Origin of the sequence: Epibacterium ulvae (assembly GCF_900102795.1) — a bacterium.
In the GTDB taxonomy this organism is placed as follows: domain Bacteria; phylum Pseudomonadota; class Alphaproteobacteria; order Rhodobacterales; family Rhodobacteraceae; genus Epibacterium; species Epibacterium ulvae.
This window is the reverse complement of record NZ_FMWG01000008.1, coordinates 84,653-108,479: the sequence shown is the minus strand read 5'-3', so window position 1 is coordinate 108,479 and position 23,827 is coordinate 84,653. Positions and strand designations below refer to the sequence as shown.

The following is a 23,827-nucleotide window of genomic DNA, read 5'->3' as shown; positions in this document are numbered from 1 at the left end:
AGCCCATACCTCCCAAACGCTGCGGTGTGTTGCGCTCGAATGGCAGCTTTCAAGCGGCGAGGTAAAGCTTCTCGATCAACTCACTGCGTTCGTGATACGCAAAATCAAGAACTAAGATATCTTCAAGCATCACTTCAGAATAATCAGTGCAGTGTTTTGCAAACTCCACGACTTTTTCAAGCGTTTCGTCTTCATGCCAAGTTGTCATGACGAATTTGCCCTCGGGGTAGTCGCCGAAGTTATAGACCTCTAGAAATGCCCAATCGACGCTATCGTCCCATGCAGAACAATCAATTCCCCATGCCAACGAATAGAGGCATCCAGCTTTAACAAGAGCTTTGCTGATCTCGTTCCGATAGTCCCTACCAACTTCGCGCTCGATAAGTATCAGGCACTTGAATTTGGTCATCTCCTTCGGCAAGGAAATAGAGACGTCAGTAGGTAAGAAAACGTAATTGAACATCTGCATAAAGTGACATTCAGGCCGCCTATTAGTCAAGGTGAGGGATAAGGGGGTATGAAACCTTAGCCACATCAGACCTGGAGATGTACTTCAATAGCGTCAGCTTTGTTTGCACCGCCGACATCCCCTCGCTCCATTAAGAACCGCTTTAGGCGCGCGACCAGAACACATTTTACAATCAGAAGACCGATCCCCGTGCTGTTCAAGCCGCAGTCATGGCAGGCACAGTCAGCGCCCCTTGCACAACCATGGCAAACACCTCACTTTTGCTCGAAAGATCACAAGACCACGGTACCCGCAGCATGCCTTATGCTTGGACAACCCCACCCAGCGACACTGGCGGTGAACTCCACCTTTGGCCGCATCAATCCCTGCCTATCGAAGGCTATGTGCGTATCTTAACCTTTGCGGCACTTATGCTGGCGCTGCCCTTGTTGATGGTGCTGGGCTCCACATTGATGTGGGGGCTGTTGCCCTTTGTGTTGCTGGCACTTTTTGGATTAAAATGGGCGCTGGATCGCAACCGGCGCAGTCAACAGATCTTAGAGGTTCTGACGCTCTCAGACTCAAAGACCACATTGCAGCGCAAGAACGCAGACGACAGCCAGCAGGACTGGCAGTGCAATCGCTATTGGGTTCAGGTTCACCAACATGACACCGATGGCCCCATCCCTTGCTATATCACCCTCAGCGGAAATGGGCGCGAGGTGGAAATCGGCGCGTTTCTGAGCCTTGAGGAACGCCAAAGCCTTTACCAAGATTTATGCCGCCAATTTCGTGCAGCTTAAAGAAAACCCCGCTCCACAAAGGAACGGGGTCTTTGGAATTCAGCGATCTCTTGCAGAGATCAGCAATTACCACCTTGGCACAGCTGGTCTTTGACCATGGGGCCGACTTTGCCAAAATCCATCTGGCCAGTATATTTCCCCTTGAGCACGCCCATCACTTTGCCCATGTCGCGAATTGATTCGGCACCAGCCTCAGCAACGGCTGCGCGAATGGCATTCGCAACTTCGTCCTCATCCAGCTGCTGTGGGAGAAACTCTTCGATGATCGCGATCTCTGAGCGTTCCTGTTCCGCCAGATCCAGCCGACCGCCTTCTTCGTAAGCGCGCACACTTTCGTTGCGTTGCTTGGTCATTTTCCCAAGAATTGCAACGACTTCGCTATCGCCTATCTCGATCTCATCGCCATCAATACGGGCGGCAATCTCTTTGTCTTTGATCGCAGCATTAATCAGCCGCAATGTGGCAAGCCGGGATGTCGCCTTGTCGCGCATCGCTTGCTTCAGGGCTTCGTTAACCCGTAAACGCGTGTCCATATCTCTCTTCCATACCTAGGGTATTTGGAAGGTTGAGCTTTACCCAATTGCATCCCCTACATCAAGCCGGACCCGTTCTCCTGTTTTCAAGACAGAGAGCACACAAAACACGCAGAGCTGGCTTGACCGCCCTTCCGACTGCCCTTAAAAGCCGGGAAGTTTTGCCCAGATTGGAGACAGTGTCATGCCCCTCCCCGCCCAATCCAAGCCCACAGCCTGTTTGGCCCTCGCAGATGGGACCGTCTTTTACGGAACCGGATTTGGAGCCAATGGCGAAACCGTAGCAGAGCTTTGCTTTAACACAGCGCTCACCGGATATCAGGAGATCATGACGGATCCGTCTTATGCCGGACAAATCGTGACCTTCACTTTCCCACATATCGGCAACGTCGGCGTCAACCCAGACGATGATGAAACCGGCGACCCCGTTGCAGCGGGCATGGTTGTGAAATGGGATCCAACGCAATCCTCTAGCTGGCGCGCAACCGAAGAGCTGAAAGCCTGGCTCACCCGCACGGGCCGCATTGCAATCGGCGGCATCGACACGCGCCGTCTGACGCGTGCAATCCGCCAACAGGGGGCACCACACGCCGCGCTTGCCCATAACCCAGATGGGGAGTTTGATGTTGAAGCGCTGGTGGCAAAGGCGCGGACATGGTCCGGCCTTGAAGGTCTGGATCTGGCAAAAGACGTGACCTGTGCGCAAAGCTATAAATGGGATGAAATGCGGTGGGCTTGGCCTGACGGTTTTGCGCGCCAGAATGCGCCCAAGCACAAAGTGGTCGCGGTTGACTACGGTGCAAAACGCAACATTCTGCGCTGTCTGGCTTCGGCAGGCTGCGACGTGACCGTCTTGCCTGCAACTGCCACAGCCGAAGAGGTTCTGGCCCATAATCCTGACGGCGTCTTTCTGTCCAACGGTCCCGGCGATCCGGCAGCGACCGGCACATATGCCGTCCCAATGATCAAAACCATTCTGGACAGCACCGAGCTGCCGATGTTTGGAATTTGCCTCGGTCACCAGATGCTGGCTTTGGCTTTGGGCGCAAAAACTGTGAAAATGAACCACGGCCACCACGGCGCGAACCACCCTGTAAAGGAAAACGCTACAGGCAAGGTTGAAATCACCTCAATGAATCACGGTTTTGCGGTTGATGCGCAATCCCTGCCCGACGGCGTTGAAGAAACACATGTATCGCTGTTTGACGGGTCAAACTGCGGTATCGCGATGACGAATCGCGCCGTATTCTCGGTACAGCAGCACCCAGAGGCCAGCCCCGGCCCGCAAGACAGCTATTACTTGTTTGAACGCTTTGCTCAGGCCATGGACGATCGCAAAAGCGCGTAAACATCGTTAAAAAAAGCAAACCCGCGTGCTGCCTCGCTGCACGCGGGTTTCTTGTTAAGATTACATTAACCATCCAGCGGAATCCTGAACAAGTTATCCACACTTACTTGTTCAAAAGGTGTTTCATGGGTGAGATATGGACCTCTGCAGCCCTGCGCAGACGCAGTCAGCACCAACCTGCCCAGCGTTCCTTTGGACTGCGCCCCAAACGATTGGGGGAAACCCTACTCCAGGGTCAGGCCATAAGCGGCGATCATCTGATGCGCGCTTTGGTCTTACAACAGCATCAACGTGCATCTTTGGGAGATATCCTTGTATCTGAAGGATGGGCGGAGCGTTCCACGGTGCTCATGGCACTTGCACAGCAATACCAGATGCAGACTGTCAATCTCAGCGGTCGCCCTCTCTCCAAACGCCTTCTGGAACGCAAACCTGTTGATTTTTGGCTCGGCCATTGCATCGCGCCATGGATGCAGCTGGGCTCTACCGTCATCTTTGCCATTGCACACCCCGAACAGCGAACACACCTGCGCCAGCTGCTCGCGCCAAGCTTTGGAGACATCCGTTTTGTTTTGACAGACGAAGACGCCATTCGCACCGGTGTTGCCCGTCACATGCAACATAGTCTTGTTCACCGCGCCGTAACCAAAACACCAAACGCCTACAGCTGTCGCGATCTTATGTCTCCTCGTCGATGCCGTATGGTGTGTCTGATTCTGATCTCGGCTGTTCTTGCCTTCGCCCTTGCCCCCAAAACAATCTTTCTAGGGCTGACGGCCCTTGCGATGCTGTCCCTTCTTCTGTTCACATCCTTGCGTCTTGCTGGCTTGATCCATGCTTTGGGAAAACGAGGCAAATCAGCCGATTCACGGACTGGACCTACCCCACGTAAGCTCAAACGCCTGCCGCGCCTCTCGGTTCTGGTGCCCCTCTACAAAGAAGCAGATATAAGCCGGGATTTGTTGCGCCGACTTGGGAAACTCTCGTACCCACGCAGCCTACTTGAAATCTTTCTGGTGCTGGAAGAACATGACGCCGTGACCCGCGCCGCCGTTCAGGCGGTGACATTACCCGACTGGATCAAAGTGATTGAAGTGCCTGCCAATGGCACGCTCAAAACCAAACCACGGGCCATGAACTACGCGCTTGAATTTTGTCGGGGTGATCTTGTCGGGGTCTGGGACGCCGAAGATGCTCCTCAAGGGAATCAACTTGAACAGGTTGCCAAAGCTTTCGCCAGCGCCGACAAAAATGTTGCCTGCTTTCAAGGGGTCTTGGACTATTACAACCCAACAGCCAATTGGCTGGCGCGCTGTTTCACCTTGGAATATGCCAGCTGGTTTCGCCTGATCCTGCCCGCCATGTCACGTCTTGGCCTTGTTTTACCGCTTGGCGGCACAACCATGTTTATCCGGCGCAGCGTCTTACAAGAGGTCGGCGGGTGGGACGCACATAATGTCACCGAAGATGCGGATCTTGGTGTGCGTCTTTACCGCGCAGGCTATGAAACACGCATGTTACCTGCCACCACCTACGAAGAGGCCAATTGCCGCATCTGGCCTTGGGTAAAACAACGGTCGCGCTGGCTTAAAGGGTTTATGATCACCTACCTTGTCCATATGCAACGCCCCGGGCGCTTGGTGCAGGATCTGGGCTGGCGAAAGTTCTTTGGCTTTCAATTCTTCTTTATTGGCGCGGTTGGTCAATTCCTGTTCGCCCCGGTTTTATGGACCTATTGGATCGTTTGGTTCGGCAGCCCTCACCCAATTACAACCGCACTGGGGCCTTCGGTGCTGTCACTGTTCTTTGCCGTGATGGTGGCTTGTGAGCTTACATCAATCTGTGTCGCCACCGCAGCTGCATTTGTGATCAAACGGCCAAGCCTTGCGCTTTGCGCGCCAACCCTGCTGTTTTATTTTCCGCTCGGCACCATTGCCGCCTACAAAGCCCTGCGTGAATTGCTCAACCGGCCGTTTTTCTGGGACAAGACCCATCATGGCTTTCACAGTGATCTGCCCAGCCCACCAGCCCCTAGGGTTTTATCCGATCCCCAGCCTCACGCTGCAATCGGGTCACAAACGCCACTGAAATATGATCTTTAAGCGCCTGTGAAGCCGCATCCCCATCTCGTTGTTCAATGGCGTCAACGATCTTCTTGTGTTCGGCCTGTGCAATCTTGCCACGCCCTTCTGCCGCCAAAGACGTTGTCGCCATCAAAGCCATCGTGCGATGCACAAGATTGAGCTGTTGAACCAGATAGCGATTGTGTGACGCCAGATGGATTTGTTCATGGAACCGTCTGTTGGCCTTTGCCAGCTCGTTGGGCTGATCAACCAGAGCATCATCCGCGTGCACCATGTGTTTCAACACTTGGATCTCTTCAGAGTTTGCATGCTTTGCTGCCAAACGTGCCGCCAACCCTTCCAACTCGCGCCGAACCACATAAAGCTCGGCCATCTGGTTGTGATCCAGCGACGCCACGATCAGCGATCGCCCATCCCGTTCCAGCAAGGATTGTGTTTCAAGGCGCTGCAAAGCTTCGCGAATGGGGGTGCGAGAAACGCCAAACCGCTCGGCCAGATCACTTTCCACCAAACGATCACCAGGCTTGTAGACACCCACATCAATCGCCTCAAGGATCAAGGCATAAGCATCTTTTTGGTTCGTGCGGCTCTGGTTCATTCTGTCCTCGGTGGGTCAACCCACAATATGTAGAGTTTCACAATCTCTACAGCCCCCTTCATGCCAATCAAGCCCAGCTACACAAAAGAGCGCATAAATACACCAAAAATCAGAGCAAACCTCAGTTTGCATTGCTCAAAAGCGGAAAGATGCCTAACACCGCGTGTATGATCAAAGCGCAGTTTTCCCATGTTCGCCACTGGGTGTTCGATCTCGATCACACCCTGTATCCCCCGGCCACCAATCTGTTTGACCAGATCGAGGTCAAGATGACGCGCTATGTTGTCGAAACCCTCGGTGTAAGCGAGGCCGAAGCGGATCATCTGCGCGCAACCTACTGGCGCCAATATGGTACCACGCTCGCAGGCCTCATGCGCGAGCATCAAATCGATCCCGATCCCTATCTTGTCGCCGTTCATGACGTTGACATGTCGCATCTCACCCCTGCCCCCGATCTTGCAGGCCATATTGCGGCCTTGCCAGGACGTAAAATTGTCTACACCAACGGATCTGCGCCTTACGCGCAACGCGTGCTGGCCGCGCGCGGGCTAGACGGGCTGTTTGATGATGTGTTTGGCGTCGAACATGCGAATTACCAGCCCAAACCAGAACGCGCCGCCTTTGACATGGTTTTTAACCGCGCAGGCGTTGTGCCAGAACAGGCCGCTATGTTCGAAGATGATCCGCGCAATTTGGCCGCACCGCATGCGTTAGGCATGCGCACCGTACATGTGGCTGAGCGCGCGAAACCTGCACCCCACATTCATCACCATACCGATGATTTGACAGGGTTTTTAGCACAACTTACAACGGACAATCCTTAAAATCCGCGCAAAAAGCCGCAATTCGCTACCAGATGTCGCATGGTCTGGCCACAGTCAAAGACCTATCTGAAGCGCATCATTTCTTGCGCCCGGAGTGCCTTAGATGTCGACCATTACCCTGCCCGATCGCCTGTCTCTGACTGAAAAAATCATTTTCGCCATCCCCCTCTTTGGCCGCATCGCCAAAGAGGTCTCATACGGGCCAGAAGAAAACCTGTACTATGCGCTCGCAACCTTTCTTTGCCTGTGGGGATGTTCAGCGCTTTTGTTTGGCCTGCCGGGCCTTTATCTGCCAGCTCTGGGTCTCGTCCCTGTGATCTGGCTTGCCTTGTTGGCGATCACGCGCGGCTGATCTCGTTAAATTCAGCCCCCTGCGCGACCAAGACGCATGTACTTTGCCGTCGCCCCCCCCTATCTCTGAGTTAAGACGATAGAGGTGGTGGTGATGACACAGACAGGGAAACAGACAGAGCGCTGCGATATTCTGATATCGGGGGGCGGGGTTGCTGGGCTGACCGCAGCGGCGGCATTTGGTGCGTCCGGATTCTCTGTGATTTGTGTCGATCCAACCCCACCAGTCACAGAGCGTGATGCCAAAGGCGCAGATCTGCGCACCACTGCCTTTCTGCAGCCTGCGCAAACCTTGCTTGAAACCATCGGACTATGGCCGCGCTTTGCAGATCACGCCGCCCCCTTGCAGGTGATGCGCATCGTGGATGCCGGAGGGGCTGAACCCACCGCGCGCGTGGTCAAAGAGTTCAATGCCGCAGAAATCTCAGAAAAACCCTTTGGCTGGAACCTGCCCAATTGGCTGCTGCGGCGCGAACTGATCGCCCGTCTGTCTGACCTGCCCAATGTGGACTTTCGTGCAGGCGTGGGCAGTCAATCTCTCTTTACCCGCACCGATGAAGCGCGCGTTACCCTGACGGATGGCAGCCAGATTACAACCCGGCTTGTTCTGGCCTGTGATGGGCGCAACTCTCCTATGCGTGACGCAGCGCACATCCCGGTGCGCACCACCACCTATGGGCAAAAAGCACTGGCTTTTGCGGTAACGCACCCAGTGCCCCATAAAAACGTTTCAACCGAGATCCATCGCAGCGGCGGCCCTTTCACGCTGGTCCCCTTGCCTGACTATCAGGGCAAGCCGTCTTCAGCCGTGGTCTGGATGGAGCGCGGCGCCCGCGCACGTGATTTGCGGAACCTTCCCGTTGATGCCTTTGAAGCAGAAATGACGCGGCGCAGCTGTGGCCTATTCGGCGATCTCACGCTGGCCTCACGACGCACACTCTGGCCCATCATCAGCCAATCTGCACAGCATATGGCGGGGGAACGCGTGGCGCTGATGGCAGAAGCCGCCCATGTGGTGCCTCCAATTGGAGCACAGGGACTGAATATGTCCCTAGGTGATCTTCAAGCCCTGCTGGATCTGGCCCAAACACGCCGCGAGGGGCTTGGGGATGTTGCAATGCTCAATGCCTATCACAAAGCACGCCACGCAGAAATCTTATTGCGGGTCAAAGGCATTGATCTGTTGAACCGAACCTCCATGCTGGCCCCCCGTCCCTTGCGTGACCTGCGCGCGCTTGGCCTTGGGGCCTTGTATTCCTTGCCGCCGGTGCGGCGGACGCTGATGCAAATGGGGCTTGGCATGAAATAACGCTGTCACGGCAGACAGACGGAAAAGGCCGCTCTGATCAGAGCGGCCTTTAATTTATTACAGCACCTGATCCAGTGCTGTTTTCAGGCGCGCTATCGTGGCCTCCACGTCATACAGCTTGTCGAGACCAAACAGGCCAAGGCGGAAGGTGCGGAAATCATCAGGTTCATCACATTGCAGCGGCACACCGGCAGCAATCTGCATACCAATGGCGGCAAATTTCTTACCGTTGTGGATCTCTGCATCCGCAGTGTAGCTGACCACAACGCCCGGCGCGCCAAAGCCATCCGCAGCAACGGATGTGATACCTTTGTCTTTCAAAAGCGCACGCACCCCGTCGCCCAGCGCGAACTGGGCCTCGCGCAGCTTTTCAAACCCATATTCCTTGGTTTCCAGCATCGTATCACGAAACACCCGTAAGGCATCTGTTGGCATCGTTGCATGATAGGCATGACCGCCATTTTCATAAGCCTGCATGATTGCACGCCACTGTTTCAAGTTCAGCGCGAAACTATCAGATGCCGTCTCAGCCAGACGAGCTTCAGCCCGCGCGGACAACATCACCAGCCCTGCAGAAGGTGACGCACTCCACCCTTTTTGAGGCGCAGAAATCAACACATCCACGCCAGTGGCTTTCATATCAATCCAGGCGCAGCCGGATGCGATGCAATCCAGAACCATCAGCGCACCGACCTCATGGGCCGCATTCGCCAATGCGGTGACATAGTCATCCGGCAGGATCACACCTGCTGCGGTTTCCACATGCGGTGCAAAAACGATATCCGGCTTTTGGGCGCGGATTTCGGCAACCACGTCCTCGATTGGCGCAGGCGCAAAAGGCGATGGCGCAGAATGACCCGTCTGACGCGCTTTCATTACAGTCGCGCTGGCGGTCAGACCACCCGTTTCAAAAATCTGGCTCCAACGATATGAGAACCAGCCATTGCGCACCACCAAAGCTTTTGCGCCTTTAGCGAATTGCCGTGCAACAGCCTCCATCGCATAGGTACCTCCACCGGGCACCAGCGCAACCGCATCGGCTTCATAGACCTCTTTCAGCATTGCGTTGATGTCCAGCATGACCTGCTGAAACGTCTTTGACATATGGTTCAACGACCGATCGGTGAAAACCACTGAAAACTCATCCAGACCCTCTGGGTCTACGTTGTCCAAAATCGCCATCAGGGCATCCTTTCCTTATGCTGCTTTCTGGCTACCCTGTGGAGGGGACAGGCGCAACGTTTCTACAGCGGTCCCGGGCGGCGTTCTTCGCTAAGCAAGACATTTGCATCCACATTACCAACCCCCGGCAACGTCATCACGCGACGGCGCAGCACCCGTTCAAAATCGGCAATATCGCGCGCTGTAACCCGCAGTCGATAATCATACATGCCTAAAACATGCTCCACCGTCTGCACCTCGGGGATGGCGGTCACCGCCCGTTCAAAGGCCTCAAGGCTGACCAAGCCTTTCGTCGCAAGCTTGATCCCCAGAAAAACCGTAACGCCAAAACCCAGTTTTTCCTTGTCCAGATCCAACCGCCGTCCCGCGATAATCCCAACCTCTTGCAACCGCTTGATCCGCCGCCATGTGGCAGGCTGGCTCAACCCCAAACGACGTCCCAACGCGCCCGCGCTTTGGGTTGCATCTTCAGCTAAAGCGCGCAGCAGGCTGCGGTCGATTTCATCTAACTCCATCATAGCGGTAAAGTTTCGTCTGATTTGATTCGGGACACATGCATCAGGGCTTCGATGTCAGCGATATGTGGCAGGGCCAGAATACGGCTGCGGTAGATCTGTTGATAATGCGTCATATCATGGGCAATGACTGAAAGGCGTACATCTACACGGCCCAGAAAGGTCTGAATTTCGATCACTTCAGGGATCTTACGTGCGCCTTCAATAAAGTCATCAAACGCCCGCATTTGGGTTTTATCCAGCGTGATCCGCAATGACACCTCAACCTCATAGCCGAGCGCGCGCCAATCGATCACAGCCCGCTGCCCACGCAACACGCCACTGTCGCGCAGCTTGTCCAGCCGACGAGTCAGCCGCGCTACGGTAAGGCCAATCTGCGTCCCAAGGTCAGGAATCGACTGGTCGGGATTGTTTTGCAGCAGGCGCAGAATGCGCCGATCCAGATCATCAAGCATAAATCACATGATATTTTTAAAATTTACGAATGAAAACATCAAAACTAGGCGAAATACACATGTATTTCAGGCTCGCACCCGACAAAACTCTGTCTATGATCGCCGCAACACTAACAAAAGGATGCCGATCATGCGCGTTTATTACGACAACGATTGCGATGTGAACCTGATCAAAGACAAAAAAGTTGCCATTCTGGGCTACGGCTCACAGGGTCACGCGCACGCGCTGAACCTGCGTGACTCTGGCGCAAACAACCTTGTTGTTGCGCTGCGTGAAGGCTCCCCTTCTGCGAAAAAAGCCGAAGGCGAAGGCCTGAAAGTTATGGGTATCGCAGAAGCTGCAGCATGGTGTGATGTGATCATGTTCACCATGCCCGATGAATTGCAGGCTGACACCTATAAAAAATACGTCCACGACAACCTTAAGCCTGGGGCAGCCATCGCATTTGCACACGGCCTGAACGTACACTTTGGCCTGATCGAGCCCAAAGAAGGCGTAGACGTGATCATGATGGCGCCTAAGGGCCCCGGCCACACCGTGCGCGGCGAATACACCAAAGGTGGCGGCGTGCCTTGCTTGGTTGCTGTTGACACCGACGCCACCGGCAATGCGCTGGAAATCGGCAAATCCTACTGCTCCGCAATCGGTGGTGGTCGTTCCGGTATTATCGAAACCAACTTCCGCGAAGAGTGCGAAACCGACCTGTTTGGTGAACAAGCTGTTCTGTGCGGTGGTATCGTTGAACTGATCCGCTGCGGCTTTGAAACACTGGTTGAAGCAGGTTACGCACCTGAAATGGCCTATTTCGAGTGTCTGCACGAAACCAAGCTGATCGTTGACCTGATCTATGAAGGCGGCATTGCCAACATGGATTACTCGATCTCAAACACTGCGGAATACGGTCAGTACGTCACCGGCCCACGGATCCTGCCTTACGAGCAGACCAAGAAAGCCATGAAAGAGAGCCTGGCGGACATTCAGTCCGGTAAGTTTGTACGTGACTTCATGCTGGAAAACGCGGTGGGTCAGCCCACCATCAAAGCGTCCCGTCGTGCCAATGACGAGCACCAGATCGAAGTTGTCGGCGGCAAACTGCGCGATATGATGCCTTGGATCTCGGCTGGTAAAATGGTCGACAAAGAGAAAAACTAAGGCCCTTGCGGTTTAAGCCGCAGCCTTTTTCCTCTGCGGGGCGTTTCGAGCAATCGGAACGCCCTTTTTAATTATACTTTCAAAGGCCTCAGTTTCATGAATGTAGGTTTGCACAATTGGATAAAACTCTTGATGCTTGGCTGCATCTGGGGCGCATCGTTTATGGGTGTTGCCGTCGCGCTGGAAGGCTATACGCCGCTCACAATTGCCGCCCTGCGCATCTCCCTCGCTGCCATCTGCCTTACAACGCTGGTTTGCATCACGGGGCCCGGGCTGCCCGCATTCAACACCGCGGAAGGACGCATCGTCTGGCTTTGCGCCCTGTTGATGGGGGTCTTTTCCAACGCGGTGCCGTTTTCTCTGCTCAGTTGGGGCATGACACAGGTTGCCAGCGGGTTTGCTGGGGTCACGATGGCAGTGGTGCCGCTTTTTGTGCTGCCGCTTGCTCATATTCTGATCCCCGGTGACAGGATGAGCCTGCGCAGCACAATCGGATTTTGCTGCGGCTTTGTTGGCGTTGTGGTTCTGATCGGGCTTGATGCCTTTGCCAGCACAGGTGCGGATCTGGAAACCCTCGCGCGCCTTGCCTGTGTTGCGGCAGCCCTGTGTTACGCCATCGGTGCAATCGTGACCCGCCTGTGCCCCAACACCAATATGCTCTCCCTCTCTGCTGCCGCCCTTCTCTGTGGTGCTGTCCTTATTCTGCCAATTGCACTGGTAAAAGAGGGGATTCCCTCGTCTGCACCGGTACGGTCAACCTTTGCAGTCATCGCCCTTGGCCTCATCCCAACAGCACTGGCCCAGGTGATGCTGGTTCAAGTGATCCGCAGCGCCGGACCAGCCTTTTTGTCCTTGGTCAATTATCAGGTACCAGTCTGGTCTGTAATCTTTGGGTTTGCACTGCTGGCAGAAACCCTACCGCGTCAGCTGTTTGTCGCACTGGCGCTCATCTTAGGCGGGCTTTTGATCACAAGCGCGCAACGAAAAAAACGTTGAGCGCACTATTGCCGTAAAATGTACCACGCGAGCTGATTGAGGGGTGCTCCAATATGCGCCCCTTGCCCTGCCAATCATAAGCCTCTAAGGCGAGTTGAACAACAGGAGCGCGAAATGCCGGATATTTCCCCACGCTATTGGCTGATGATCGCCACCTTGGGTTTTGTCTGGGGTGGGACGTTTTTGCTGATCAAAATTGCCCTGACAGATGTCACCCCGTTCTGGCTGGCCGCTTATCGCATTACCTTGGCCGCGCTGCCCATGACATTGATCTGGGGTCTACGCGGGTTTCGCCTGTTTCAGGGATCAAGCGCATGGCGCACTGTAGTCTTAATCAGCATCCTCAGCACCGCCCTGCCCTTTGCCTTAATCAGCTGGGGGCAACAACATGTGCCCTCTGGCTTTACCGGTGTCAGCATGGCCGCAATTGCGTTGATGATCTTACCTCTTGCCCATTTCTTTGTGCCCGGTGAACAGATGAGCCTACGCAAAGTGATTGGCATGTGCTTTGGGTTTGCAGGTGTCACTGTTCTTATCGGCGCCAAAGCCTTTGACAGCTCCGGCTCTGACCTGGAGGCCTTTGGTCGTGCGGCCATCCTTGCCTCGACAGCCTGCTATGCGGTGCAATCCATTCTGATCCGCCGCCTTCCCCCGGTGGACCCGGTCGGCCTCGCAACTGTTTTACTGCTGATCGGTTCCGTGCTGATTGTGCCGCTCGCGATTACCACCGAAGGCGCACCCATTGTCCCACCACCACAAACACTGTGGATCATTCTGGTGCTTGGCGTGGTGTCGACTGGTTTGGCCAACCTGTTGCGCGTGCTTGTCGTGCGCGGGGCAGGACCAACTTTTATGACCCTAACCAACTTTCAGGTGCCCCTGTGGGCCGTTGTCTTGGGCGCGCTGCTTCTAGGAGAAGACCTGCCCTCCTCCCTGCTCAGCGCGCTTGCTCTTATCCTGTGTGGGTTAGGCTTCAGCCAATATGGCCCGCTCAAACGCCTGTTCTTTGGAAAACGCTCTGCCGAAAAGGTCGCCCCTTAACGAACGGCCTGCCACAAGCGCACCGCTTGCGCAGTGTCCGCCACGTCGTGCACTCGCAAAATCTGCACGCCTTGCGCAATACCAGCAAGCCCCACCGCGATAGATCCCGGCACCCGCGCCGATGGGTTATCTTCCTCGGCAATTGTGCCAATAAAGCGCTTGCGCGACACGCCCAGCAAAACAGGGCAACCCAATGCATGAAACAGGCTGATGTTCTTAAGCAAGGTCAGGTTATGTGCCAGCGTCTTGCCGAAACCGATGCCGGGATCAATCACGATCTGCTCGCGCACAACACCAATCGCCTCTAGCCGGTCCACCTGTTCGGCCAGAAAATCATATACATCCAGCAAAACATTATCGTAAACCGGTTCATCTTGCATGGTGGCAGGATCGCCCTGCGCATGCATCACACACACCGGTACACCTGCCTGCGCCGACAATGGAGCCAGCGCCATATCATAGGTGAAACCTGACACATCATTCACAAGATCCGCCCCGGCCTCCATCGCTTCCATTGCAACAGCGGCTTTGCGCGTATCAATTGAGATTGGCACATCACTTTGGGCACGCAGGGCTTCAATCGCTGGGCGCACGCGCGCGACTTCGTCATTCTCGTCGACAAGTTCAGCACCGGGGCGTGTGCTCTCACCACCCACATCCAGCAATGTTGCCCCATCCGCAATCATCTGCAAGCCCACCGCGCAGGCCATCTCAGCATCTGCCAGCTTGCCGCCGTCAGAAAAACTATCAGGAGTGACGTTCAAAATACCCATGATCTGTGGCGTAGACATATCAAGCCCGGCGATTGAAGCCCGGCGCGCAGTCAATCTGCGTCGATCTTCTTCTGGAACCAGCCCTGCCGGCACCACACGTGCAGGCGCGCCGCGGTCCAGAATTTCCACCTCAGAAAACCACAATGCCCCCCCAGCTAAGGGGTATGCCCCTTCCGGTCGAGCCTCTCCTGATCTTACCAGCGGTCTATAATAACTCAAAGTTGCGTTTGCTCCAGTTTAACGGCACGCAAAGGAACGCTCGGGTCTTCAGGCAAGGCTTCGTCAATAACGATCATCTCACCCGCTTCAAAAGTCGCGGCAAACCATGCAGCCAATTGCACTGCATCATGCGATGCAGCTGCAGGACTGTCCACAGCATCCAAGACAACTTTAGAAGGTGCCCAGACGCAAATTTGCCCGTTTTTCATCGCCCAGTCGAGTTCAGTGCGCGTTGACACAACCACACAGCGATTATCCTTTGATGCCAAGCGCCAAGCGTTCTGTTCTATGGCCAAAAGATCAATCCGACGTTGAGTCATTTTATGACCCGTCTGGGGCATAGGTTGATCATGACGGCCAACACATAGAATCAAAGGCCGTTCACGACACTCCATCTGATCGATCCAGCCAGCCAGATTCACACTGTCGATGGCTGCATTGGATAGATACATTAAACGAGGGTGCGGAACCTCTTCCTCATGAACGACATGACGTACCTGATCCTGCGCGCGCACGATCTCAACGCCCAAAGCACCAGGACCCCGGTCCAGCTTTTCAATCCGCACAAAAGCGCGCACAGCCTGTGGTTCCGTCAGAATCCGCTCGGCAATACGTTCGGCCAAAGTCTCTAATAGGTTCAGACGTTCTGCGGCAAGCTCATGAGCAATGGCTTCCGTCACCCGATCATACGACAGGATACGATCCACGTCATCGTCCAGATCAGCTGGCAAAGGTTCGATCTCAACCACGATATTGAAGCAGATCCGCTGAGTGGTGCCGCGTTCTGCCTGAAATGCCCCAATCTCAACTTCGACCAGATGATCCCGCACTGAAAGACGATCAAGCGGCTGCCCAGCCGTCGCACGGGAGCGCTCATCCGGGTGTTCAAAGGCGAGGCGGATCTCAGAAGACATTGGGTCGTCCTTTGGCTGGCGAGACATATTCAGAGGCCCCGCTATAGCCTATCAGCACTCGAAAAACAGTATAAACTCCGCCGTTTCAGCGGCCAATTGCGCCAAATCAAACGCAGATACATCCTATTGAGAGGCCGCTGTACGATATCTATCGTCACGGTAGAACATGTGAACACCGATACGAGCAGTCTGTGTAAAGGCCCGGCGCCAGCTTGGACGCACAGCGGTCGTGTGATAGTAGGTTGCGCCATCTGTCACCTTTGACACGGCGCCATCCATTGCCAGACGTGCAACCTTGGCAACACGTTCATAGGCTTTGGGTTCACGGATAACTTCTTTGTGGCCATCGCAGGTATAGGTAAACTGGCACTGATATTTGCGACCGGTGCCCTGATTGATCACAGCACACAAAGAATTGGGGAAGCGCTTGCTCGCAACACGGTTCATAATCACTTCGGCAACAGCAAACTGACCCTTCACCGTCTCTCCACGCGCTTCAAAGTAAAGCGCCTCAGCCAGACAGGAAAATTGCTCTCCGCCCTTTGCAGAAGGTTGCGCATCCAGAAAAGATTTGCTGAACTGTACCTTATTCTCAGGGCTCTGGCGGGACTTGCGGCCAAAAGACAGGAAGCGGGCCACGCGTTCTTCGGGCAGGTTGTCCAAAGAGGTGCGCTCTGTACGGAACAATGCGCTCAGATCTGCCTCGGCCTGCGCCAAACTGGCAATAAAAATTGCTGCGGCCGACAAGGCCGACAATAAGGTCGTTTTCATGTGGGTATCCCCCCAAGTTCACGTCACACGCTGGGCAACTACTATGCGTGCAGGGGCGCTCTTTAAACGAAAGCGCTCAAAAGGTCCAGTTTAGGCCAAACTTTTGACATACCCATCACACCGCAAAGCCACCGCAAGCTCCCAACACGCGCGAAATAGCAAGGGAAATGTTAATTTTTTCTTTCACTTACGGGCGAATCGCCCAATTTATCTGCGATCGCCAACTGAGCGGCGGCAAGCCGCGCAACTGGGACGCGAAACGGTGAGCAAGACACGTAGTCAAAGCCTGCTTTGCGGCAAAATGCAATTGATTCGGGGTTTCCGCCGTGCTCTCCGCAGATCGACAAGGTCACATCCGCATTTGCCCTGCGGCCACGCTGAACCCCCAGTTGCAACAGTTCGCCCACGCCATCGACATCCAGCACATGGAACGGATCTTCGCCAAACACACCTTTCTGAACATAGGCGGACATAAAGCGCCCTGCATCATCGCGCGACAAGCCGTAGGTCATCTGTGTCAGGTCATTTGTACCAAAGCTCAGAAAAGCTGTATGCGGCGCAATCTCTTCAGCACGCAAGGCTGCACGCGGGGTCTCGACCATCACGCCAAAACGATAGGTAAAGTCACATCCCGTCTCTAGCCGAACTGCCGCGGCAACAGCATCGATGCGGGTTTTGACCAGCTCAACCTCGCGTTTGGCTGACACCAGAGGAACCATAATTTCAGGCACTACCAACGCCCCTCCTTTTGAGGCTTCGACTGTGGCTTCAAAAATTGCGCGCGCCTGCATGTCATAAATTTCAGGGACCGTCACGCCAAGGCGCACGCCCCGCAAACCCAGCATCGGGTTATATTCGCCTAACTCCTCAACCCGGCGCGTCACTTCGCTGACAGGAATACCCAAGGCTTCAGACAGTTCGCGCTGTCCGCTCTGCCCGGTTGGCAGAAATTCATGCAAAGGCGGATCAAACAAGCGAATACAAACCGGAAGTCCTTCCATGATGCGAAACAATTCGCGGAAATCGTCCCGCTGCATTGGCAAAAGTCGCGCCAGAACGGCCTCACGCCCAGAAGGGGTTTCCGCAAAGATCATCTCGCGCATCACCGTCAGGCGACCGGGATCAAAGAACATATGCTCGGTCCGGCACAAGCCAATGCCCTGCGCATCAAAGTTGCGCGCCGTCTGCGCATCCATCTGCGTATCCGCATTGGCCCGAATACCAATATCACGCGCCGCATCTGCCCAGCCCATCAGAGTCTGAAAGGTTTCATCCTGCGCCGCTTCCACTGTTTTGGCTTCCCCCGCCAAAACCTGACCAGAGCTGCCATCAATTGTGATCACATCGCCCGCCCGGAAAAGGCGCCCATCTTCCGCCTTTAACCGCTTGCGGCGGCTGTCAAATTTCAAACTGGATGCACCAACAATGCAAGGTAGTCCAAGACCGCGCCCAATCACAGCCGCGTGGCTGGTCATCCCCCCCTTTTCCGTCAACACAGCAACAGCTGCATGCATGCCCCGCACATCTTCAGGAGAGGTTTCGCGCCGCACCAGAATACAGCGTTCATTGCGCGCCGCACTTGCCTGCGCCTCCGCCGCTGTAAAGACCAGCTTGCCAGTGGCCGCGCCAGGACTTGCCGCAATGCCTGTTCCAATCACGTCCCGCTTGGCATCGGGGTCAATCTGGCGGTGCAGCAATTCATTCAGTGCATGGGCGTCCACCCGCATCACAGCTTCTTCGGGCGGAATAATGCCGTCCTGCGCCAATCCAACAGCAATGCGAACCGCCGCGCGCGCTGTACGCGCCACCCGCACACCATCCAGAATATGCACGGCGCCATCCTGAAGCACGAATTCCACCTGCATCTCCTCACGCAAGCGCGCGCGCATCAATCTCGCATGCACTTTCAGGCTCTCAAACGCCTCCGGCGCCAGATCTTCCAACGCCTCGCCCCGCGCGTCTCGCTCTAGGTACATGGCCGAAACCCCACGCCCAAGCGCATCTCGCCCCTGCGACTGGCTCAGGTAACGCCCCGAAATCTGCGGCTCACCCGTGGTGCTACTGACGAGCTGCAACACACCTGACCCACACACGCCAGGCCCTAACCCCGGCACCATTTCCTGCACCACAAGGCCAAGCCCCGCATCCGCAGGTGCACCTTTCGCCTGTCGCAACAGGCGCGCAGAGGTGCCTTCCCAGGCCCGCGCCATGGATCGCAACACCGCGCCCAGCTGTTCGCTGCGATCTTGCGGGAATTTTTCATCGGTTTCCGCTTCATAGGCCTGCAGGATCTCGGCCAATGCATCCGGGCCACCATCTTCCACATCATCAAACACATCCGGATCCAGACGCGCAACATGCACCGCATAAGACTGCACAAACCGCAAATACAACGCTGCAGCGGCCTCTGGCCCCAGTTTTGTGCACAGATCCGTATAGGTCGTCTCATTGATACCGATGTTCAAAATGGCCCCTGGACCACCCCAATCAGGATCCTCTGAAGACGGGCGCACACACAGCAGCGCATCCTCTGGAAACTCTTTCAAAACCTCTGTCAGGTCCGGCATCCGCCCTTCGGCGATGGCATGCACCGCATCAAAAGACAGCGCCACAGTGCGCGGGACAGGCAGATCCAGCCGCACCAGACGCTGCAAACATTTCGCCCGCCCCCCATGGGTCGACAGCGCGATACAGGCGCTTGGCGTAATTTCAGTCGCAAATGGTGTCTGGTTGGAATTATTCTGCACTGCAGCACTCCCTCTTTGCCCCGCAGCATAAGCCCTTCAGAGGCCCGTGCAAGGGGCTTTCCAACCCACCTCTCCCCAAAACAAAAAGAGCAGACCCTCAGGCCTGCTCTTTCTCTGTCACAATGTGAATGAAAGCCGCCTTTAGCCTTCCAAACGCGACAAATCTGCGACTTGGCCGCACAGTTTTCGGATATCACTCAAAACATTCAATCGGTTACGACGCACCACCTGATTGTCAGAATTGACCTGAACCCCCTCAAAGAAGGCATCCACCGGTTGGCGCAGTGCGGCCAAGCCGCCCATGGCGGCCGCGAAATCTTCGGCCTCGATGGCCGAAGAGATCGCCCCTTCGCCTGCTTCTAGCGCGTCAAACAAGGCAATCTCAGCGGCCTCTTCCGCATATTTGCGGTCCGCACCGTAAGAATACTCCACACCGTCGTTCTCTTCGGCCTGGCTCAGAATGTTATTGGCCCGCTTAAAGCCCTGAACCAGATTTTCGCCATCTTCAGTTTTCATGAAATCTTCCAGCGCGCGGGCGCGTTTGACCAAAAGCGTCAAATCGTCGTTTCCATCCATCGCAATACAGGCGTCAATCACGTCGTGGCGAATGCCCTGATCCCGCAGGAACACTTTCAGACGGTCATGGAAGAAAGACAGAAGATCTTCGCCAGATGTGTTGATCACCGCTCTTGCGGCCTCAACCTGATGGGCCATATCATGAACCCGCTTCTTGGCTGCCTCCAGCGTGTCCTCACCTGCTGCAGCCTCCGCAGTTTTTGCCTCCAGAACCGCACCCTGCCATTCCGCAAGTTTCAGCAAGACTTTCAAACTGGCTTCAAAGCTGTCTTTCAAAGTCATCCGCAGATTATTGTTCAACACCAACCGGATCACACCCAGCGCAGCACGACGCAGCGCATAAGGGTCTTTTGATCCTGTGGGCTTTTCATCAATCGCCCAGAACCCGGTCAGCGTGTCCAACTTATCCGCCAGCGCCACTGCAACAGAAACCGCCTCAGATGGCACATCATCCGATGGACCCAGTGGGGAATAATGCGCTTCACAGGCATTGGCCACGTCTTGCGACAAGCCAGCGGCCTCTGCGTAATAGCGCCCCATCAGGCCCTGCAGTTCCGGGAATTCATAGACCATTTCAGACGACAGATCCGCCTTGGCCACTTTTGCCGCCTGTTCCGCCAGATCCGCGTCCGCACCCACAACTGGGGCAATCTCGCGTGCCAGCGCTGCAATGCGATCAATCCGCGCAGCCTGGGTGCCCAATTTGTTGTGGAAGGTCACATTCGACAGCTTTTCGGTCCAGGCCGTCATGCCGCTTTCGGATTTGGCAATGCGCAGGTCATTTTCCCAGAAAAATTTCGCATCTGCCAAACGGGCTGACAAAACCTTTTGATTGCCTGCCAGAATGGTTGCGCCGGTGTCACGGGTTTCACGGTTGGCCACGGTGATGAATTTTTCAATCCGCCCCGTTTTAGGGTTCTTCACCGAGAAAAACTTCTGATGCTCTTTCATCGAGGTCTGAAGAACCTCTGCTGGCAGATCAAGAAATTCATCATCGATGCTTCCCAGCAGTACAACAGGCCATTCAACCAGCCCTGCAACCTCTGTCAGCAGACCCTTGTCTTCGACCACTTCCAGCCCACTCGCAAAGGCCTGATTGGTCGCGTCTTGCCAGATCGCATCCGCACGCTCTGCCGGATCAAGCACCACATAGGCGCGTTTCAGCTTGGTGCTGTAATCCTCAAAGCTAGAGACAGTGATCTCCCCCGGTGCCATGAAACGATGGCCCTGTGTCACATTGCCAGCCTTGATGCCGTCAATGTCCAAATCAACAACCCGCGCGCCCTCTTCATCAGACAAAATGCACAGGATCGAATGCAAGGGACGCACCCAGCGCAAAGATCCCGCGCCCCAGCGCATGGATTTGGGCCAGGGAAAGTTTCGAATGGTTGCTTCCAGAACCTCAGCAATGATGACTTGTGCCGGGCGTCCGGCTTTTTCGATGCTGGCAAAATACACTGCGCCCTTTGGCGTCTCGCGCTCTTCCAACTGATCACGGCTCACACCTGCGCCACGCAAAAAGCCCTCAATCGCCTTCTCCGGCGCCCCCACTTTGGGCCCTTTTCGCTCTTCGCGCACGGTGGGGCTTTCGGCCAACAGGCCTTCCAGTGTCAATGTCAGGCGGCGCGGTGTCGACAGGGCCGCAGCCCCTGCATAGGTCAGCCCTGCCTCAACCAGACCATCCGTGATCCGTTTTTTCAGATCTTCAGCCGCCCGCGCCTGCATACGGGCGGGGATTTCTTCGGAAAACAGTTCAATCAACAGATCGGGCATTTCATGTCCTCGAATGGCGGGCGCTCAAGACGCGCAAAATTCAGTAGCGCCACCTCAAGGGCGGCAAGGCGCAAGGCGCCGTTATCGTTCTGGGCAAGCCTCACCTACGACGGTTCCGTCATAGGCTTTCTTGCCGCATTGGTTCAGCTCGTGCCAGGCAAAGCCCAGCCCCTCGTCGGTGATCGCCACAATACGATCCACCCCGTATGAGATGTTTTTCACAGACAAAAAAGCCGTCGCGCGGCCGTCTTTCAAAGCCGCGCCCAAGGCCGCTGCATCAAAACAGTCAAACCACGGCGGCGCGTTGCGCGGATCTTTCTGATCAGACAGGGCAAAAACCTGCGACAGCTCTGCCGGGGTAAGCTTTGTTGTAAAACAGGCCCGGTAGCGAATGGGAGAGCTGTCCGCATCAATGGCTTCAAAATCCGCATAGGCAATCGGACGTGGCGTTTCAGCCCCAAGCGGCATCAAAACTACATCTTCGCCGGGCGTCAGCGCGACCTCATCGTAAAACCCATAGATCTGCAGGTAGTACATGCCAACGCCCGCAGCCAATGCAGAGACACCTAAAAGGATGGCGAGAAACTTGCCCATTTTTGTTCAGATCCAATCCAAGTTGACGCGTTTCGCAGGGTAATTTTTTGCACGCTCCGCCAATGCAGCAAAACGTGCGCGCTTCTTCGGAAAAAGACCCGGATGTGTTTCAACCAGAAAAGGGCCAGTTTGATCCGGGACACCGCGATCCAGTAACACTTCCATCAAATCCAGCTCTGCGCCTTCAATATCCATTTTGACCATCCCGATACGGCGGCCTTCATCCAGACGGGCTTGCAGCCAGGCTGGGAAATCAATGACCTCAACCGGGATCGCATCGCCAGATGCGTCCACGCTGCGCGCATCAGCCATCAAAGAACTGCGTATGGATTCCTTGTGCCGATCATCCTCAAAGCTCCCACTTCGATATAAAGACAAGGTTCCAGCCTCAACGCCAACCGCTGCATTGATCCGCGTGACATTATCATAATCCGCAGTGGCCTGCTCAAGCTGTTTAAACGACCAAGGATCGGGTTCAAAGGCCACCACGTCTGCACCGCTTTGTGCCAGTCGCAGTGTGACACTGCCAACATTCGCACCGCAATCGACCACAAGATCGCCGGGACGCAAAGTCGCAATTACTCCATCCAGAAACCCTTCAGCGGCCGCGCGTCGGTTGCTCTTTTCGGCTGTGCGGCGCAATCGCTTGATCCGATTGCGCAGCCGTTCCTCAAGCTCCTGTGCATCACTGGACTCTTGTCCCATTCTGAGTTCCCTATCAGCTTAGGCCGCAAAGCCACCTGCTTCAGTCTGCACAAAAGCATCCGCACATTGTTTGGCCAACGCCCGCACACGGCCAATATAGGCCTGTCGTTCCGTCACAGAAATCACACCGCGCGCATCAAGCAGGTTAAAGATATGGCTTGCCTTGATACATTGATCATACGCCGGATGCGCCATAATGATACGCTTGCCGGTTTTAGGGTCGTCATGTTCCTGCGAAAGGATCGCCGCACATTCCGCCTCGGCCTCTTCAAAATGGCGCAACAACACGTCGGTGTTGGCCACATCAAAGTTCCAACGGGCATATTCTTCTTCAGTCTGCTTGAAGATATCGCCATAGGTCAGCGGCTGAGGAGATTGTGGATCGTTAAACGGCATATCCATCACGTGATCCACGCCCAGAATATACATGGCCAAACGTTCCAGACCATAAGTCAGCTCACCAGAGACCGGCGTGCAATCATGGCCGCCGACCTGCTGGAAATAGGTAAACTGGCTGACTTCCATACCATCGCACCAGACTTCCCAGCCCAGCCCCCAGGCGCCCAATGTGGGGCTTTCCCAGTCGTCTTCGACAAAGCGCAGATCGTGCAGTCCTGCGTCAATCCCAATGGCTTCCAGGCTGCCCAGATATAGCTCTTGCAGGTTAGGCGGAGAAGGTTTGATCAGAACCTGATACTGATAGTAATGCTGCAGGCGGTTTGGGTTTTCACCATATCGACCATCCGTCGGACGGCGCGAGGGCTGCACATAGGCCGCAGCCCAGGCTTTGGATCCCAGCGCGCGCAATGTGGTGGCCGGGTGAAAAGTCCCCGCGCCCACTTCCATGTCATAGGGCTGCAAAATCGCACACCCTTTAGAGGCCCAATAGGTCTGGAGCCTTAAAATGATCTCTTGAAAGGAGCGCGGCGCGCTGGATGTTTGGGTCATGACGTATCCCTTTTGGGGCAGCAAATGCGACTGTCTTCCTATGCAAGCCGCGCCACAGGGTCAACGGGCAAACCCCCTCTGTGCCCGTCAAACAGAGGCTGACCTGATGAATTGCTGCAGCAATAGAGGAATTCCCCCGCTAACAGGAGTTCCCATCCGCACCTTTT

23 protein-coding genes are annotated in these 23,827 nt (G+C 55.3%); 9 read left to right on the top strand and 14 right to left on the bottom strand.

Annotation, left to right across the window (positions count from 1 at the left end; all coding sequences use genetic code 11):
• Nucleotides 1-49: 49 nt before the first annotated feature.
• The gene (locus tag BLP79_RS13330; protein ID WP_139163214.1) at nt 50-409 is read right to left on the bottom strand and encodes a DUF7684 family protein; all 360 of its coding nucleotides are present in this window, start codon (nt 407-409) and stop codon (nt 50-52) included.
• Between the two features lie 269 nt (nt 410-678).
• Between BLP79_RS13330 and BLP79_RS13325 the strand changes: the two genes are divergently transcribed.
• Nucleotides 679-1,251, top strand: a complete 573-nt coding sequence (locus tag BLP79_RS13325; protein WP_408607953.1) for a DUF2244 domain-containing protein — start codon at nt 679-681, stop codon at nt 1,249-1,251.
• A gap of 59 nt (nt 1,252-1,310) precedes the next feature.
• On the opposite strand, the gene BLP79_RS13320 is transcribed toward BLP79_RS13325, so the two are convergent.
• Nucleotides 1,311-1,784, bottom strand: coding sequence for a GatB/YqeY domain-containing protein (locus BLP79_RS13320; RefSeq protein WP_090219708.1), 474 nt, complete (start codon nt 1,782-1,784; stop codon nt 1,311-1,313).
• A 184-nt stretch (nt 1,785-1,968) separates the two neighbouring features.
• Here BLP79_RS13320 and carA point away from each other — a divergent pair, with 184 nt between their 5' ends.
• Both carA and BLP79_RS13310 read left to right on the top strand, forming a co-directional pair.
• The gene (gene carA, locus BLP79_RS13315) at nt 1,969-3,132 is read left to right on the top strand and encodes a glutamine-hydrolyzing carbamoyl-phosphate synthase small subunit (protein ID WP_090219706.1); all 1,164 of its coding nucleotides are present in this window, start codon (nt 1,969-1,971) and stop codon (nt 3,130-3,132) included.
• A gap of 125 nt (nt 3,133-3,257) precedes the next feature.
• Nucleotides 3,258-5,234, top strand: coding sequence for a glycosyltransferase (locus BLP79_RS13310; protein ID WP_232716495.1), 1,977 nt, complete (start codon nt 3,258-3,260; stop codon nt 5,232-5,234).
• Here the strand turns inward: BLP79_RS13310 and BLP79_RS13305 are convergent.
• The gene (locus BLP79_RS13305) at nt 5,164-5,814 is read right to left on the bottom strand and encodes a GntR family transcriptional regulator (protein ID WP_090219704.1); all 651 of its coding nucleotides are present in this window, start codon (nt 5,812-5,814) and stop codon (nt 5,164-5,166) included. The two genes, BLP79_RS13310 and BLP79_RS13305, sit on opposite strands and share 71 nt — an antisense overlap.
• Before the next feature lie 167 nt (nt 5,815-5,981).
• Here BLP79_RS13305 and BLP79_RS13300 point away from each other — a divergent pair, with 167 nt between their 5' ends.
• The 3 genes from BLP79_RS13300 (at nt 5,982) to BLP79_RS13290 (ending at nt 8,298) form a co-directional block, all read left to right on the top strand.
• On the top strand, nt 5,982-6,638 hold the full coding sequence (locus BLP79_RS13300) for a pyrimidine 5'-nucleotidase (RefSeq protein WP_090219703.1): 657 nt from the start codon (nt 5,982-5,984) through the stop codon (nt 6,636-6,638).
• A 103-nt stretch (nt 6,639-6,741) separates the two neighbouring features.
• A complete protein-coding gene (locus tag BLP79_RS13295) occupies nt 6,742-6,990 on the top strand; it encodes a hypothetical protein (protein WP_090219701.1) in 249 nt (82 codons plus the stop codon).
• Nucleotides 6,991-7,083: 93 nt separating this feature from the next.
• A complete protein-coding gene (locus BLP79_RS13290) occupies nt 7,084-8,298 on the top strand; it encodes a UbiH/UbiF family hydroxylase (protein WP_090219699.1) in 1,215 nt (404 codons plus the stop codon).
• 57 nt (nt 8,299-8,355) lie between these two features.
• Here the strand turns inward: BLP79_RS13290 and BLP79_RS13285 are convergent, their stop codons facing one another.
• The 3 genes from BLP79_RS13285 to BLP79_RS13275 all read right to left on the bottom strand — a co-directional run bounded on the left by BLP79_RS13285 (nt 8,356) and on the right by BLP79_RS13275 (nt 10,450).
• The gene (locus tag BLP79_RS13285) at nt 8,356-9,480 is read right to left on the bottom strand and encodes an aminotransferase class V-fold PLP-dependent enzyme (RefSeq protein ID WP_090219697.1); all 1,125 of its coding nucleotides are present in this window, start codon (nt 9,478-9,480) and stop codon (nt 8,356-8,358) included.
• Between the two features lie 62 nt (nt 9,481-9,542).
• Nucleotides 9,543-9,998, bottom strand: coding sequence for an Lrp/AsnC family transcriptional regulator (locus BLP79_RS13280; protein ID WP_090219695.1), 456 nt, complete (start codon nt 9,996-9,998; stop codon nt 9,543-9,545).
• A complete protein-coding gene (locus BLP79_RS13275) occupies nt 9,995-10,450 on the bottom strand; it encodes an Lrp/AsnC family transcriptional regulator (RefSeq protein WP_090219694.1) in 456 nt (151 codons plus the stop codon). The genes BLP79_RS13280 and BLP79_RS13275 overlap by 4 nt, the downstream gene beginning before the upstream one ends.
• Nucleotides 10,451-10,580: 130 nt before the next feature.
• Between BLP79_RS13275 and ilvC the strand changes: the two genes are divergently transcribed.
• The 3 genes from ilvC (at nt 10,581) to BLP79_RS13260 (ending at nt 13,640) form a co-directional block, all read left to right on the top strand.
• Nucleotides 10,581-11,603: a ketol-acid reductoisomerase gene (gene ilvC / locus BLP79_RS13270; protein WP_090219692.1), complete on the top strand. Its 1,023-nt coding sequence runs from the start codon at nt 10,581-10,583 to the stop codon at nt 11,601-11,603.
• A 96-nt stretch (nt 11,604-11,699) separates the two neighbouring features.
• Nucleotides 11,700-12,599: a DMT family transporter gene (locus tag BLP79_RS13265; RefSeq protein ID WP_090219691.1), complete on the top strand. Its 900-nt coding sequence runs from the start codon at nt 11,700-11,702 to the stop codon at nt 12,597-12,599.
• A 114-nt stretch (nt 12,600-12,713) separates the two neighbouring features.
• Nucleotides 12,714-13,640 carry a DMT family transporter gene (locus BLP79_RS13260; RefSeq protein WP_090219689.1) on the top strand — a complete coding sequence of 309 codons (927 nt, stop codon included), beginning with the start codon at nt 12,714-12,716 and terminating at the stop codon, nt 13,638-13,640.
• On the opposite strand, the gene folP is transcribed toward BLP79_RS13260, so the two are convergent.
• The 8 genes from folP to BLP79_RS13220 form a co-directional block, all read right to left on the bottom strand.
• Entirely contained in the window at nt 13,637-14,632 is a 996-nt protein-coding gene (folP, locus tag BLP79_RS13255) for a dihydropteroate synthase (protein ID WP_090219688.1), read from the bottom strand. The two genes, BLP79_RS13260 and folP, sit on opposite strands and share 4 nt — an antisense overlap.
• A complete protein-coding gene (locus BLP79_RS13250; RefSeq protein ID WP_090219687.1) occupies nt 14,629-15,546 on the bottom strand; it encodes a dihydroneopterin aldolase in 918 nt (305 codons plus the stop codon). Before BLP79_RS13250 ends, folP begins: the two co-directional genes overlap by 4 nt.
• Before the next feature lie 123 nt (nt 15,547-15,669).
• The gene (locus tag BLP79_RS13245; RefSeq protein ID WP_090219685.1) at nt 15,670-16,317 is read right to left on the bottom strand and encodes a cell wall hydrolase; all 648 of its coding nucleotides are present in this window, start codon (nt 16,315-16,317) and stop codon (nt 15,670-15,672) included.
• 170 nt (nt 16,318-16,487) lie between these two features.
• Nucleotides 16,488-19,064, bottom strand: a complete 2,577-nt coding sequence (locus BLP79_RS13240) for a putative PEP-binding protein (protein WP_090219684.1) — start codon at nt 19,062-19,064, stop codon at nt 16,488-16,490.
• 141 nt (nt 19,065-19,205) lie between these two features.
• Nucleotides 19,206-21,365, bottom strand: a complete 2,160-nt coding sequence (gene glyS, locus BLP79_RS13235; protein WP_425284207.1) for a glycine--tRNA ligase subunit beta — start codon at nt 21,363-21,365, stop codon at nt 19,206-19,208.
• A gap of 129 nt (nt 21,366-21,494) precedes the next feature.
• Nucleotides 21,495-22,007: a DUF6446 family protein gene (locus BLP79_RS13230; protein ID WP_090219681.1), complete on the bottom strand. Its 513-nt coding sequence runs from the start codon at nt 22,005-22,007 to the stop codon at nt 21,495-21,497.
• A gap of 6 nt (nt 22,008-22,013) precedes the next feature.
• Complete coding sequence (locus BLP79_RS13225; RefSeq protein WP_090219679.1) at nt 22,014-22,712, bottom strand: FkbM family methyltransferase; 699 nt, start codon at nt 22,710-22,712, stop codon at nt 22,014-22,016.
• An 18-nt stretch (nt 22,713-22,730) separates the two neighbouring features.
• Nucleotides 22,731-23,660, bottom strand: a complete 930-nt coding sequence (locus BLP79_RS13220) for a glycine--tRNA ligase subunit alpha (protein ID WP_090219678.1) — start codon at nt 23,658-23,660, stop codon at nt 22,731-22,733.
• Nucleotides 23,661-23,827 lie beyond the last annotated feature (167 nt).